Source organism: Streptomyces sp. NBC_00028 (assembly GCF_045041065.1).
Taxonomy (GTDB): domain Bacteria; phylum Actinomycetota; class Actinomycetes; order Streptomycetales; family Streptomycetaceae; genus Streptomyces.
On the sequence record NZ_CP108293.1, the window covers coordinates 7015636 to 7028804 of the forward strand.

The window sequence follows — 13169 nt, forward strand, 5'->3', positions numbered from 1 at the left end:
GGGTGTGAAGAAGTCCGAGGCCAAGCGGCTGATCAAGCAGGCGTACGAGGCGTGGGACGCCGAGGAGTGGCAGGCCGCGGCCGAGTTCTTCGAGCGGGTCCTCGCCCACTTCCCGGACGAGGAGCCGAGCGCGGTGTGGTGGTACGACGCCGCGCTCGCCCACAAGTTCCTGCGCGACTGGCCAAAGGCGTACGAGCTGGGGCGCGAGGCCGCCGCCCGCGCCCCGCGCGGGGAGGGTGACCCGGCGTACTGGAACCTCGGCATCGCGGCGACGATCCAGCGCGAGTGGGCCGTGGCCCGCGACGCCTGGGCCGGCTTCGGCATCGAACTCCCGGACGGGGAGGGCGAGATCGAGGCCCCCGGCGGCCACGCGTGCGTGCGGCTCGACACGGACGGAGAGCAGGAGGTCGTATGGGTCGAACGGCTGTGTCCGACCCGCGGCCGGGTGCTCAACGTACCGATCACCGGCGGACGGCGCTACGGCGAGATCGTCGTCCACGACGGCGCACCGAACGGCGAACGGATCGTCGACGGCACGACGTTCCCCGTCTTCGACGAACTGCTGCTGTTCGCGGCCTCCGAACTGCCCACCCTGGAGGTCACGGTCGCCGCGGGCGAACGGTCTGACCTGGAGGCGCTGGTCGCTCTGTTCACCGAGCACGGCTACGGCGCCGAGCCCGCGAGCAGCGTCCGGATGCTGTGCGCCTGTTGCAGCGAGGGCACGCACGAACAGCACCGGACCGTCGAGGCGGGCGCCCAGCTCCTCTCCCTCGCGGCCCCGCCGGAGGAGGCGCGCCGGCTGCTGGAGCGGTGGTCGGCGGGGACGGCGATCGGGGGGAGCTGGAGCGGGCTGGAGGCCGTGGGGTAGGAGGGGCGCGGCGGCGAAAAATTATCCTGATTGGGGGGTTCTGTTCCCGCTCGGGCGTTCTATTCTGGAAGTGGCCTACGGGACGAGTGAGGGAGTCCGAGCGGCGTAGCCGACTCTGGCGCGACGCGGAAGTACAGCATCCGCCGGTGCCGACGTCGACGGTCGGGCTGAGAGGCCGGAAGGCAGCAGCAGAGCCGGAAGGCGACCCCCAGAACCTGATCCGGACCATCCCGGCGAAGGGAACCCGTCTCGTAGGTTTCCCGTGCGTCCTAGGTGTCCTTGGTGTCCGCCGCCGTCAGGTCGATCAGGCGGCAGACCGTTTCGATGTCGATCTTCACCTGGGCGATGGAGGCGCGGCCCGAGAGCCAGGTGATCAGGGCCGAGTGCCAGGTGTGCTCGATGACGCGGACCGCGGAGAGCTGGGCCGGGGTGGGGTCCGCCAGGCCCATCGCGTCCAGGATGATCACCGTGGTCTGCCGGGAGACCTGGTCGACCTCGGGGGAGACGCTGCGGTCGGCGAAGGTGAGCGCGCGGACCATCGCGTCGGCGAGGTGCGGCTCACGCTGCAACGCCCGGAACGCACGCATCAGCGTCTCCGCGACCCGCTCCGCCGCCGTGTCCCCCTGCGGGGGCTTCTTCCGCAGCGTGCCGTGCATGTGCTCCAGCTGGTCCTGCATGGTCGCGACCAGCAGATGCACCTTGGACGGGAAGTACCGGTACAGCGTGCCGAGCGCCACCTGGGAGGACTCCGCGACCTCCCGCATCTGCACGGCGTCGAAGCCGCCCCGGCTCGCCAGCTGGGCGCTCGCGTGCAGGATGCGGCGCCGCCGGGCCTCCTGCCGCTCGGTGAGCGGCGGCGAGTCGGTCCGCGCGGCACCGGCCTCCACCTTGACCGGCTTGGCCGGTTTGACCGGCGGCTTGGCTTGCGCAGGCATGGGTCGGATCCCGTTCCGTGACAGTCGGTGAGGGCGAATGATCGCACAGCATGACAGGGGCCTCGGCCGTGGCGCGAATCACCTGATCCACTGCTCACACCGCCCCTACCTGCCGGTAGATTCAGAGCCTCTTGAACGATCAAGTCTGAAACTTGTTCTAGATTAGCGTCCCGGCGTAACCTCGCGGGAAATAGCAGGGAGAAGGGGGCCCGGAGTGACCGCTGAGGCCAGTCAGGCGGGGTCCCAGGCGGGCCCGGCCGCGGACGGCGAGCGACCGCTCAACATCGCACTCCTCACCTATAAGGGGAACCCGTTCTGCGGCGGCCAGGGCGTCTACGTCCGCCACCTCTCCCGCGAACTGGCCCGCCTCGGCCACCGCGTCGAGGTCATCGGCTCCCAGCCCTACCCGGTCCTCGACGAGGGACTGGAGGACCGGCTGTCGCTCACCGAGCTCGCGAGCCTCGACCTCTACCGCTCCCCGGACCCCTTCCGCACCCCCAAGCGCGACGAGTACCGCGACTGGATCGACGCGCTCGAAGTCGGCACGATGTGGACCGGCGGCTTCCCCGAGCCCCTCACCTTCTCGCTCCGCGCCCGCCGCCATCTGCGCGCCCGGCGCGGCGAGTTCGACGTCGTCCACGACAACCAGACGCTCGGATACGGCTTGTTGGGCGACATCGGCGCACCCCTGGTCACCACCATCCACCACCCCATCACCGTGGACCGGCAGTTGGAGCTGGACGCGGCGGAGGGCTGGCAGCGCCGCTACTCGGTGCGCCGCTGGTACGCCTTCACCCGGATGCAGAAGCGGGTCGCCCGCCGGCTGCCCTCCGTCCTGACGGTCTCCGGCACCTCCCGCCAGGAGATCGTCGACCACCTCGGCGTCCGCGACGACCGCATCCACGTCGTCCACATCGGCGCCGACACCGACCTGTTCAAGCCGGATGCGTCCGTACGCCGTATCCCCGGCCGGATCGTCACCACCTCCAGCGCCGACGTCCCGCTCAAGGGCCTCGTCTACCTCGTCGAGGCCCTCGCCAAGGTCCGCGTCGAGCACCCCGACGCCCACCTCGTCGTCGTCGGCAAGCGCGCCGAGGACGGACCCGTCGCCCAGGCCATCGAGCGGTACGGCCTCGAAGGCGCCGTCGACTTCGTCAAGGGCATCTCGGACGCCGAACTCGTCGACCTGGTCCGCTCGGCGGAGATCGCCTGCGTCCCCTCCCTCTACGAGGGCTTCTCCCTCCCGGCGGCGGAGGCCATGGCCACGGGCACGCCGCTGCTGGCCACGACCGGCGGAGCGATCCCCGAGGTCGCCGGGCCGGACGGGGAGACGAGCCTTGCGGTACCGCCCGGCGACGCGGGGGCGCTGGCCGCCGGTCTGGGCCGACTGCTGAGCGACCCGGCCCTGAGAGCGCGCCTCGGCTCGGCGGGCCGTGAGCGAGTACTGGCCCGCTTCACCTGGGCCAGAGCCGCAGAGGGCACGGTGGCCAGGTACCGCGAGGCCCTCGCCCGCTCCGCGGTCACGAATCCCGGCCGCCCCGCGGCCTTCCCGGGTGTCGAGTCCGCGACCCCCACCAGTGACACCGGTGTCTATTCCGAAAGCAGGGCCACGTGCTGACCGTCGACTTCTCCCGGTTCCCGCTCGCCCCGGGCGACCGAGTCCTGGACCTCGGCTGCGGAGCCGGCCGGCACGCCTTCGAGTGCTACCGGCGAGGCGCCCAGGTCGTGGCACTGGACCAGAACGCCGAGGAGATCCGCGAGGTCGCGAAGTGGTTCGCGGCGATGAAGGAGGCGGGCGAGGCCCCCGAGGGCGCCACCGCGACGGCCATGGAGGGCGACGCGCTCGCGCTGCCCTTCCCCGACGAGTCCTTCGACGTCGTGATCATCTCCGAGGTCATGGAGCACATCCCCGACGACAAGGGCGTCCTCGCCGAGATGGTCCGGGTGCTCAAGCCCGGCGGCCGGATCGCCATCACCGTCCCGCGCTACGGCCCCGAGAAGGTCTGCTGGGCGCTCTCCGACGCCTACCACGAGGTCGAGGGCGGCCACATCCGCATCTACAAGGCGGACGAGCTGCTGGAGAAGATCCGCGAGGCGGGCCTGAAGCCGTACGGCACCCACCACGCGCACGCGCTGCACTCGCCGTACTGGTGGCTGAAGTGCGCGTTCGGCGTCGACAACGACAAGGCGCTGCCGGTGAAGGCGTACCACAAGCTCCTGGTCTGGGACATCATGAAGAAGCCGCTCGCGACCCGGGTCGCCGAACAGGCCCTCAACCCCCTGATCGGCAAGAGCTTCGTGGCGTACGCGACCAAGCCGCACCTGCCGCGGGTGGACGCCAAGTGACCACTCCCCGGACAGAACACCTCGTCCTGCCCGGGGTGCTGACCGCCGAGCAGGCCGCCGCGACCGTCGCCGGCATCCTCGCCGTACAGCGCGAGGACGGCGCGATCCCCTGGTTCCGTGGCCACCACCTCGACCCCTGGGACCACACCGAGGCCGCGATGGCCCTGGACGCGGCCGGTGAACACGAGGCGGCGGGGCGGGCGTACGACTGGCTGGTCCGGCACCAGAACGAGGACGGCTCCTGGTACGCGGCGTACCGGGACGGCGCCTTCGACGACGTCACCGACCGGGGCCGGGAGACCAACTTCGTCGCCTACATAGCGGTCGGCGTCTGGCACCACTACCTCTCCACCGGCGACGACACCTTCCTGGACCGCATGTGGCCCGCGGTCTACGCGGCGATGGAGTACGTGCTGCGGCTCCAGCAGCCCGGCGGCCAGATCGGCTGGAAGGGCGAGGACGACGGCAGCTTCACGAACGACGCGCTGCTGACCGGCTCCTCCTCCATCCACCACGCCCTGCGGTGCGCCCTGGCGATCGCCGAGCAACGCGAAGAGCCGCAGCCGGACTGGGAGTTGGCGCTAGGAGGACTCCGGCACGCCATCCGTCGCCACCCCGAGCGGTTCCTGGACAAGGACCGCTACTCGATGGACTGGTACTACCCCGTCCTGGGCGGCGCGTTGACGGACGCGGAGGCCAAGTCCCGTATGGACAAGGACTGGGACCGCTTCGTCGTCCCGGGCCTCGGCGTGCGCTGCGTCGTCCCCAACCCGTGGGTGACGGGCGGCGAGTCGGCCGAACTCGCCCTGGCCCTCTGGGCGATGGGCGAGTCCGACCGTGCGCTGGAGATCCTCCAGTCCATCCAGCACCTGCGCGACGCGGAGTCGGGCCTGTACTGGACGGGCTATGTCTTCGAGGACGACGCGATCTGGCCGAGGGAACTCACGACATGGACGGCCGGATCGCTGCTGCTCGCCGTCGCCGCGCTGGGCGGGGACGAGGCCACGTGCCAGGTGTTCGGCGGGGAGCAGTTGCCGAGGGGCCTGGACCCGGACTGCTGCGACTGAGCACAGCAGCCGGTACGGGTCAGTGGCGGTGGACGCGGTTCGCGATGGCGTGCCCGACGAACAGGTACACCACAGCGGCGAGACCATAACCCGCCACGACCCGGGCCCACGCCTCGTCGAACGTGAACAGGTCGTGGCTCCAGCCCGCCAGCCACAACGCCGCGTCATGGATGAACTGCACGAAGTCGTTCGCGCGGTTCGCGTCCAGCAGGTACATCAGAATCCAGAGGCCCAGGATGAGGGCCATGATGTCGGCGACGATCGCTATGACCGTGCCGGCCGAGTTGGCACCGCGATATCGAGGGGACATGACTCTCGGGTTGCCGCTCAATCCCGTATGAAACCACGCGGCCTACCGGTTGAGTTCGGCGAGCACCCGCAGCGAGTGCCGGTCCGGCGCCAGGGCGATCAGATCGGTCACCGGCCCCTTGCGCCACAACTCCAGCCGTTCGGCGATGCGTTCACGCGGGCCGACGAGGGAGATCTCGTCGGCGAAGGCGTCCGGCACGGCGAGCACGGCCTCTTCCCTGCGTCCCTCCAGGAACAGCCGCTGGATCCAGCGTGCCTCCGCCTCGTACCCCATGCGGGCCATGAGGTCGGCGTGGAAGTTGCGACGGGCGTGGCCCATGCCGCCGATGTAGAAGCCGAGCATGGTCTTCACGGGGAGGAGACCCTCGCGTACGTCGTCACAGACGCGGACCTGGGCCATCGGGGCGACGAGGAAGCCGTCCGGGGCGTCGGCGAGGGAGACCTCGTAGACCTCGGGGCGGGTCGGGGACCAGTAGAGGGGGAGCCAGCCGTCGGCGATGCGGGTGGTCTGGGCGATGTTCTTCGGGCCCTCGGCGCCGAGGAGGATCGGGAGGTCGGGGCGGAGGGGGTGGGTGATGGGCTTGAGGGGTTTGCCGAGGCCGGTGGCGTCGGGGCCGGTGTAGGGGTGGGAGTGGAAACGTCCTGCCTTCTCAACAGGTGCCTCGCGTCGGAGGACTTGGCGTACGACGTCGACGTACTCGCGGGTCGCGGTGAGGGGAGACTTGGGGAAGGGGCGCCCGTACCACCCCTCCACCACCTGGGGACCGGACAGCCCCAGGCCGAGCATCATGCGACCGCCGGAGAGGTGGTCGAGGGTGAGGGCGTGCATGGCGGTGGTGGTGGGGGAGCGGGCCGCCATCTGGGCAACAGCGGTGCCCAGCTTGATGGTTGTGGTGTGGGCGGCGATCCAGGTGAGCGGGGTGAAGACGTCCGAGCCCCAGGACTCGGCCGTCCACACGGAGTCATAACCGAGCCGCTCCGCCTCCTGGGCGAGCGGCACATGGTCGGGGTTGGGGCCACGCCCCCAGTAGCCGAGCGCGAGACCGAGCCGCATGCCTGCCTCCTGACGGTACGTCAGACCGGAAACGGTAGGCGACTGTACGACAACGGCCCCTCACCCGGAAGGGAGAGGGGCCGTGCGTTGATTGTCTTGCGGGCTCAGCCGCGCTGGATGCCCGAGGTGTCCTGGAGGACACCGCGACGGCCGTCCTGCGTCTGGGCCACGAGGGACGGGCCGCGCTGCTCGACGGCCAGGTACCAGGTGCCCGGCGCCAGTTCGGCGATCGGCGTCTGCGAGCCGTCCTCCGCGAAGAGGGGGCGCGCGACGGGGACCGCGAACCAGAACGGGGAGAAGTCCCCGGCCGGCGGCGTCGGCTGACCCGGCTGCGGCTGACCCGGCTGGGGCTGACCGGCGTTGAACGGGGCCGTCGGCTGCGGCTGACCACCATAGGGCTGACCCGGCTGCGGGGCACCGGCGCCGGGGTAGCCGTAACCGCCGGGGGGCTGGGCGCCGTAGGGCTGGGGGGCCTGGGGGCCGGGGGCGGGGAGGAGGGCGCCCTTGAGGGCCGGGACGAGCGGGGAGGCGATCGCGCCACCGGCGAGAACCAGCGCGGCGATGAAACCGAGGATGAGACCGGCACCGGCCTCGACGCCGTCCGGGACGTCCACCAGCGCCCAGAACATGATCCATGCGACGAGCACCGTGAAGGCCGCACCGACCACACCGAGATCCAGTCCGGCGACCTTGCGCGGCTGCGGCAGGATGCGGTTGACGACGATCAGGGCGGCACCGATGACTCCACCCATGTAGATACCCATGCCGGTGTCGAGGGTGTCCCACGCGCTCGGAGCGCCGCTGTAACCATTGAGGGAGTAGATGTCGAGGAACGACGCGATGAAGAGCAACACCGCTGCTCCGATCACCACGCCGTCGCCTCGAGTGAGGGAGCGGATATTCACTTCAGGTCCTTCGTAGGTCGTCTCATCGTCGGAAGAGGCGTCGCTGTCACCATGTCGCCGTCAGGCCCCGGTGTGAAGCGCGGGGGTGGCCCCTCATCGTAAAGACGACCTTATCGTCCGTCCGACGAAGCTGTCCCCGGGGATCAGCCCGGGATCCACTAGCCGCGCAGGAAACTCACGATTCCTTCAGAGATTCCCTGCGCCGCCTTCTGCCGCCACGCACCGCTGGTCAGCAGTGCCGCGTCCTTGGTATCGCGCATGTTGCCGCACTCGATGAACACCTTGGGAACCGTTGACAGATTGAGACCGCCCAGGTCCTTACGCGTGACGAGTCCGGTGCCGTCGCCGACGTAGTTGGAGGGGGCGCTGCCCGTGACGCGGACGAAGTTGCCCGCGATGCGCTCGCCGAGGTCCGCGGAGGAGGCGACGATCGGGCGGGTGTCGGCGGCGCCGGCATGGACGCTGCCCGGGAGGATGACATGGAAGCCGCGTTGGCCCGCGCCCGCCCCGTCGGCGTGGACGGAGACGACCGCGTCGGCGTGGGCCTGGTTGCCGATGCGGGCCCGCTCGTCGACGCACGGGCCGAACGTCCGGTCGCCGTCCTGCGTCAACTTCACCGTGGCGCCCTGCTTTTCGAGGAGCGTGCGCAGCCGGTGGGCCACGTCCAGGGTGAACTTGGCCTCCGTGTAACCGGAGTTGGTGGACGTACCCGTCGTATCGCATTCCTTCCAGTTCGTGCCGATGTTCACCTTCTTGTTGATCTCGGCCGTGTGCTGGAAGTTGCTCGGGTTGTGCCCCGGGTCGATGACGACGACCTTGCCCTTGAGGGGGCCGGACGCGGCGGGGGTGGAGGTGGATGGGGTGGGGCTCGGGCTCGGCTTGTCGTCGTCCGTGGAGTCCGTCGACCTGGGGGCGGAGGTGGACGCCGCCGTGGGGGAGACCGGCGCGCTGGACGAGGACGTGGGTGTCCCGACCGCGTCGCTCTCGGTGCCTCCGCCCGATCCGCCCACCGCCTCGTACGCCAGCCAGCCGAGCAACGCGCCCGGCACGAGGGCGGCCACCGCGACCGTGAGGGGGCGGCGCCTGGAACGGCGGGGCTGGGGAGGATCGAAGTCCGGGCCTACGTACGACACGACAGCCACCCTAGCGGCGGGCCCGCGGCGAGGCGGAGTGGCTACGGCCGACCGGGTCGTTTCATCCGAACGGCACACCGGCGTCGCTCACGGCCGACCGGTATGCCGAGAATCGCCCATGAGATCACATGTGCGAGTCATAGCCGGCCTCTTCACCAGCGTCACCATGGCGGTCGTGCTGGGTGCGCCCGTGGCCCAGGCCGCGCCCTTCCCCTGCACCCCGCCGGAGGATGCCTGCGCCGTCGACTACGTCTACGGCCAGCCGGGCGTCGGGACGGGCAATGTCATCCAGACGCCGGTCGACCTCGACCTCAACGTGCAGCCCTGAGGCGTTTCAGATCCCCGCGCCCGTCCGCCGCAGCACCCGCAGGGTGTCCGTGACGGAGATCTCCGTGAACGCCCCCGACTCCAGCGCCCGCAGATAGATCCGGTACGGCGCCTGGCCGGTGAACTCGTCCTTCGGGTCCGGGTGGACGTCGTGGATGAGGAGAAGGCCGCCCTCGGCGACGTGGGGCGCCCAGCCCTCGTAGTCGGCACTCGCGTGCTCGTCGGTGTGGCCGCCGTCGATGAAGACCAGGCCGAGGGGAGCACCCCAGACCTTCGCCACCTGCGGGGACCGGCCGACGAGGGCGACGATGTGATCCTCCAGGCCCGCCCGGCGCAGCGTCCTGCGGAACGTCGGCAGGGTGTCCATCAGCCCGATCTCCGGGTCGACCGTCTCCGGGTCGTGGTACTCCCACCCCGGCTGCTGCTCCTCGCTGCCCCGGTGATGATCGACGGTGAGCGCCGTCACCCCGGCCGCCCGGGCGGCATCGGCGAGCAGGATCGCGGAACGCCCGCAGTACGTCCCGACTTCGAGGAGCGGGAGCCCGAGCCGCCCCGCGTCCACGGCCGCCTCGTACAGGGCAAGCCCTTCGTGCGTGGGCATGAACCCCTTGGCGCCCTCGAACGCTGCGAGGATCTCGGGCTTGGGGGCCGCGGCGTTCATGGGGTCCCTTTCGGTCGTACGAGGCTATGGCCGCCCATGGTGCACCACGCCCCCGTCACGCCGGGTGACGGGGGCGTTTTTAGGGGCGCGGGGCTGTATCAACCTGCGGCTCCGCCGCGTGGGCGCGACCAGCCCCCACGCGCCCGCACTCGAGAGCGAACCCCTACGCGGTCACCGTCTCACCGGGCAACGAAAGATCCAGGTCCACGGCACTGTCGTCACCCGCATGGCTCGCGGACGAGGCAAGCGGACCATGCCCGGAGGCCCGTGCGGCCAGCACATACGCACCCTGCGCCGGCACGGCCAGCGCGTAACTGCCGTCCTCAGCCGAGAGCGTCGCCCCCGCCTGCCGCCCCCGCCGGTCGATGAGCGTCACCTTCGCACGGGCGACGGGAACGCCGTCGGCGCCGAGAACCCGGCCCCGAAACCCCCGCAGAACAGCCTCCGCACGCGCCAGGTTCTCCTCCTCCTCGCTGCTCGCCCGCAACTGCGGCGCCCGGTCCGGCTTCGGCAGGAACAGAGCCATCACCAGCCCGATCGCCACCGCGCCGGTCGCGATGAGGAAGGAGACGCGGAAGCCGTGCATCGTGGGGATCGCGACGCCGTTCACGGTGTTCGCGGTGTTGGCGAGCACCATGCCGATGACGGCGCTGGACACCGACGTACCGATGGAACGCATCAGGGTGTTGAGGCCGTTCGCCGCGCCCGTCTCCGACGCCGGGACCGCGCCGACGATGAGGGCGGGGAGCGAGGAGTACGCGAGACCGATGCCCGCACCCAGGACGACCGCGATGACCAGGCTCTGCCAGGCCGCGCTCATCAGGCCGAGGCCCGCCCCGTAGCCGATCGCGATGATCAGCATGCCGAGGATGAGGGTGAACTTGGGGCCGTACTTCGCGGACAGACGGGCGTAGACGGGCGCCGTGACCATCATCGTCAGGCCCAGCGGCGCGACCAGCAGTCCGGCGACGACCATCGACTGGCCGAGACCGTATCCGGTGGCCTTCGGGAGCTGGAGGAGCTGGGGAAGGACGAGCGAGACGACGTAGAAGGAGACACCGACCATGATCGAGGCCAGGTTGGTGAAGAGGACCGCGGGGCGGGCCGTGGTGCGCAGGTCGACGAGGGGGGCCTTGGTGCGGAGCTCGTAGACGCCCCACAGGAGCAGGACGAGGGCCGACGCGGCGAACAGGCCGAGCGTGGTGCCGGAGGTCCAGCCCCAGTCGCTGCCCTTGGTGATGGGCAGGAGGAAGAGGACCAGGCCGGTGGAGAGACCGAGGGCGCCGAGGAGGTCGAAGGTGCCTTTCGCGCGCATCGTCGATTCCGGTACGACGAGGAGGGTGAGGACGATGGCGAGCGCGCCGAGGCCGGCCGCGCCGTAGAAGAGGGCGTGCCAGTCGGCGTGCTGGGCGATCAGGGCCGCGAGGGGGAGGGCCAGGCCGCCGCCGACGCCGATGGAGGAGCTCATCAGGGCCATCGCCGAGCCGAGCTTCTCGCGGGGGAGCATGTCGCGCATCAGGCCGATGCCGAGGGGGATCGCGCCCATGGCGAAGCCCTGGAGGGTACGGCCGACGATCATCAGGACGAGGTCGCTGGTGAGCGCGCTGACGAGCGCGCCGACCACCATCACCGCGAGGCTGGCGATGAGCAGGCGGCGCTTGCCGTACAGGTCGCCGAGGCGGCCCATGATCGGCGTGGCCACGGCACCCGACAGGAGGGTCGAGGTCAGGACCCAGGTGGCGTTGCTGGGGGCGGTGTCCAGCAGCTGCGGCAGGTCCTTGATGACGGGGACGAGCAGGGTCTGCATCACCGCGACGACGATGCCCGCGAACGCGAGCACCGGGACGACGGCGCCGCTTGCTGTGCGGGTGGGCTGGTCGGTCGGCGTAGGTCTCATGTGAGCAATGAACTCGGTGTGCCAGGGCAACTATTCCGATGCTTCGGCCAGCTAACGATTTCTTTATCTTCTCTTGACGTATGAGTCTGTGGGCCTAGACCTAAATCCCGATGCAAGGGGCGCACGGCGGTTGAGAGCATGACACCCATGTCCCGAGCCGCCGAAGTGCCCACCGCAGCCGCGCCCCCTCGTCGTACCGCTCCGCCCGCCTGGGTGGTGGTGGCGCTCGCGTGTGCCGGACAGTTCCTCGTCGTCCTGGACGTGTCCGTCGTCAACGTGGCGCTGCCGTCGATGCGGGCGGACCTGGGCATGAGCGCGTCCGGGTTGCAGTGGGTGGTGAACGCGTACGCGATCGCCTTCGCCGGGTTCATGCTGCTCGGCGGGCGGGCCGGCGACCTGTACGGGCGCAAGCGGATGTTCCTGGTCGGGCTCGCTCTGTTCACGCTGGCCTCGCTGGCCGGCGGACTGGCCCAGGACGGCTGGCAGCTGCTGCTGGCCCGGGCCGTGCAGGGGCTCGGCGCGGCGGTGCTCGCGCCCTCGACGCTGACGATCGTGACGTCCGCCGTCCCCGAGGGGCCCGCACGCGCGCGTGCCATAGCCACCTGGACGGCGGTCGGCGGAGGCGGCGGTGCGGCGGGCGGGCTGGTCGGCGGCGCGCTCGTCGACGTGTGGTCATGGCGCTGGACACTGCTGATCAACGTGCCCGTCGGCGCCCTCGTGCTCCTGGGCGCGCTGTGGTGGCTGAGCGAGAGCCGGGCCGGGGACGGGCGGCGGCTCGACCTGCCGGGCGCGGTCCTGGTGACGGCCGGGCTGGCGACGCTGGCGTACGGCATCTCCCAGACCGAGGCCGAGGGATGGGCGTCGGCGGCGACGGTGGTGCCGCTGCTCGCCGGGGCCGCGCTGATCGGTCTCTTCCTCGCCGTCGAAGCCCGGACCACCGCCCCGCTGATGCCGCTCGGACTGCTCAGGCTCCGGTCCGTGGCCTCGGCGAACGCCGCCATGTTCCTGTCCGGCTCGGCGATGTTCTGCATGTGGTTCTTCATGACGCTGTACGTGCAGAACGTCCTCGGCTACTCGCCGCTGGAGGCCGGGGTCGCCCTCGTGCCCAGCTCCCTGGCCGTGATCCTGGGCTCGAAGACGGCACCGCGGCTGATGCGGGCGCTGGACGCGCGGAAGGTGGCGGTCCTGGGAACGTGCGTGGCGGCGGTCGGCTTCGCCTGGCAGTCGACGCTGAGCGTCGACGGGGGGTACGTGGTGGCGATCATGTGCCCCGGGATCCTGATGATGCTGGGCGCGGGACTGGCGACTACACCCCTGGCCGCGCTGGCCACCTCGGGGGCGGCGCCGGGGGAGGCCGGGCTGGTGTCGGGGCTGGTCAACACCTCGCGGACGATGGGCGGCTCGCTGGGGCTCGCGGTGATGTCGACGATCGCGGCGTCCCGGACGGGCGGCGACCTGAGCCCCGAGGGGCTGACCGAGGGGTACGCGCTGGTGTTCCGCACCGGGGCCGGGGTGCTGGCCGGCGGTGTGCTGCTGATGCTGCTGTGGCTGCCGCGGAGGGTGTCCTCGGGCTCGTCGAGCTGAAGGATTTGTGCAGACGGAGGTGTGCTGAAGGATTTCTGCGAAGTCGTCGAAGGGAGGCAACGGTCCGGGCGGCTCATGGACTC

Annotated in this window: 13 protein-coding genes; 6 read left to right on the forward strand and 7 right to left on the reverse strand. The window is 70.8% G+C overall.

The window, feature by feature from the left end; genetic code table 11:
* Positions 1 to 4 precede the first annotated feature (4 nt).
* On the forward strand, positions 5 to 868 hold the full coding sequence (locus OG885_RS31560) for a tetratricopeptide repeat protein (protein WP_405742960.1): 864 nt from the start codon (positions 5 to 7) through the stop codon (positions 866 to 868).
* Between the two features lie 269 nt (positions 869 to 1137).
* Here OG885_RS31560 and OG885_RS31565 read toward each other — a convergent pair whose 3' ends face one another.
* Complete coding sequence (locus tag OG885_RS31565; RefSeq protein WP_405737661.1) at positions 1138 to 1803, reverse strand: TetR family transcriptional regulator; 666 nt, start codon at positions 1801 to 1803, stop codon at positions 1138 to 1140.
* A gap of 214 nt (positions 1804 to 2017) precedes the next feature.
* Between OG885_RS31565 and OG885_RS31570 the strand changes: the two genes are divergently transcribed.
* From OG885_RS31570 to OG885_RS31580, 3 genes are read left to right on the forward strand one after another with little or no spacing between them, the layout of a single operon-like run.
* Positions 2018 to 3421, forward strand: coding sequence for a glycosyltransferase family 4 protein (locus OG885_RS31570; RefSeq protein ID WP_405737662.1), 1404 nt, complete (start codon positions 2018 to 2020; stop codon positions 3419 to 3421).
* Positions 3415 to 4149, forward strand: a complete 735-nt coding sequence (locus OG885_RS31575; RefSeq protein WP_405737663.1) for a class I SAM-dependent methyltransferase — start codon at positions 3415 to 3417, stop codon at positions 4147 to 4149. Before OG885_RS31570 ends, OG885_RS31575 begins: the two co-directional genes overlap by 7 nt.
* Positions 4146 to 5216 carry a prenyltransferase/squalene oxidase repeat-containing protein gene (locus tag OG885_RS31580; RefSeq protein ID WP_405737664.1) on the forward strand — a complete coding sequence of 357 codons (1071 nt, stop codon included), beginning with the start codon at positions 4146 to 4148 and terminating at the stop codon, positions 5214 to 5216. Before OG885_RS31575 ends, OG885_RS31580 begins: the two co-directional genes overlap by 4 nt.
* A gap of 19 nt (positions 5217 to 5235) precedes the next feature.
* On the opposite strand, the gene OG885_RS31585 is transcribed toward OG885_RS31580, so the two are convergent.
* From OG885_RS31585 to OG885_RS31600, 4 genes are all read right to left on the reverse strand, one after another.
* On the reverse strand, positions 5236 to 5526 hold the full coding sequence (locus tag OG885_RS31585; protein WP_399965858.1) for a hypothetical protein: 291 nt from the start codon (positions 5524 to 5526) through the stop codon (positions 5236 to 5238).
* A gap of 42 nt (positions 5527 to 5568) precedes the next feature.
* Positions 5569 to 6579: an LLM class F420-dependent oxidoreductase gene (locus tag OG885_RS31590; protein WP_405737665.1), complete on the reverse strand. Its 1011-nt coding sequence runs from the start codon at positions 6577 to 6579 to the stop codon at positions 5569 to 5571.
* 104 nt (positions 6580 to 6683) lie between these two features.
* A complete protein-coding gene (locus tag OG885_RS31595) occupies positions 6684 to 7484 on the reverse strand; it encodes a DUF5336 domain-containing protein (protein ID WP_405737666.1) in 801 nt (266 codons plus the stop codon).
* Between the two features lie 158 nt (positions 7485 to 7642).
* On the reverse strand, positions 7643 to 8617 hold the full coding sequence (locus tag OG885_RS31600; RefSeq protein WP_405737667.1) for an N-acetylmuramoyl-L-alanine amidase: 975 nt from the start codon (positions 8615 to 8617) through the stop codon (positions 7643 to 7645).
* Positions 8618 to 8735: 118 nt separating this feature from the next.
* Between OG885_RS31600 and OG885_RS31605 the strand changes: the two genes are divergently transcribed.
* The gene (locus OG885_RS31605) at positions 8736 to 8945 is read left to right on the forward strand and encodes a chaplin family protein (protein WP_405737668.1); all 210 of its coding nucleotides are present in this window, start codon (positions 8736 to 8738) and stop codon (positions 8943 to 8945) included.
* Between the two features lie 6 nt (positions 8946 to 8951).
* On the opposite strand, the gene OG885_RS31610 is transcribed toward OG885_RS31605, so the two are convergent.
* Together OG885_RS31610 and OG885_RS31615 are read right to left on the reverse strand one after the other, a co-directional pair.
* Positions 8952 to 9605: a class I SAM-dependent methyltransferase gene (locus OG885_RS31610; RefSeq protein ID WP_405737669.1), complete on the reverse strand. Its 654-nt coding sequence runs from the start codon at positions 9603 to 9605 to the stop codon at positions 8952 to 8954.
* A gap of 163 nt (positions 9606 to 9768) precedes the next feature.
* On the reverse strand, positions 9769 to 11502 hold the full coding sequence (locus OG885_RS31615; protein ID WP_405737670.1) for an MFS transporter: 1734 nt from the start codon (positions 11500 to 11502) through the stop codon (positions 9769 to 9771).
* 138 nt (positions 11503 to 11640) lie between these two features.
* Here OG885_RS31615 and OG885_RS31620 point away from each other — a divergent pair, with 138 nt between their 5' ends.
* On the forward strand, positions 11641 to 13086 hold the full coding sequence (locus OG885_RS31620) for an MFS transporter (RefSeq protein WP_405737671.1): 1446 nt from the start codon (positions 11641 to 11643) through the stop codon (positions 13084 to 13086).
* The last annotated feature ends 83 nt before the right edge of the window (positions 13087 to 13169 follow it).

Coding starts and splice junctions, on each gene's coding strand:
- OG885_RS31565 (WP_405737661.1), bottom strand. CDS start 1,803: ATGCCTGCGCAAGCCAAGCCGCCGGTCAAACCGGCCAAGCCGGTCAAG.
- OG885_RS31585 (WP_399965858.1), bottom strand. CDS start 5,526: ATGTCCCCTCGATATCGCGGTGCCAACTCGGCCGGCACGGTCATAGCG.
- OG885_RS31590 (WP_405737665.1), bottom strand. CDS start 6,579: ATGCGGCTCGGTCTCGCGCTCGGCTACTGGGGGCGTGGCCCCAACCCC.
- OG885_RS31605 (WP_405737668.1), top strand. CDS start 8,736: ATGAGATCACATGTGCGAGTCATAGCCGGCCTCTTCACCAGCGTCACC.
- OG885_RS31610 (WP_405737669.1), bottom strand. CDS start 9,605: ATGAACGCCGCGGCCCCCAAGCCCGAGATCCTCGCAGCGTTCGAGGGC.
- OG885_RS31615 (WP_405737670.1), bottom strand. CDS start 11,502: ATGAGACCTACGCCGACCGACCAGCCCACCCGCACAGCAAGCGGCGCC.
- OG885_RS31620 (WP_405737671.1), top strand. CDS start 11,641: ATGACACCCATGTCCCGAGCCGCCGAAGTGCCCACCGCAGCCGCGCCC.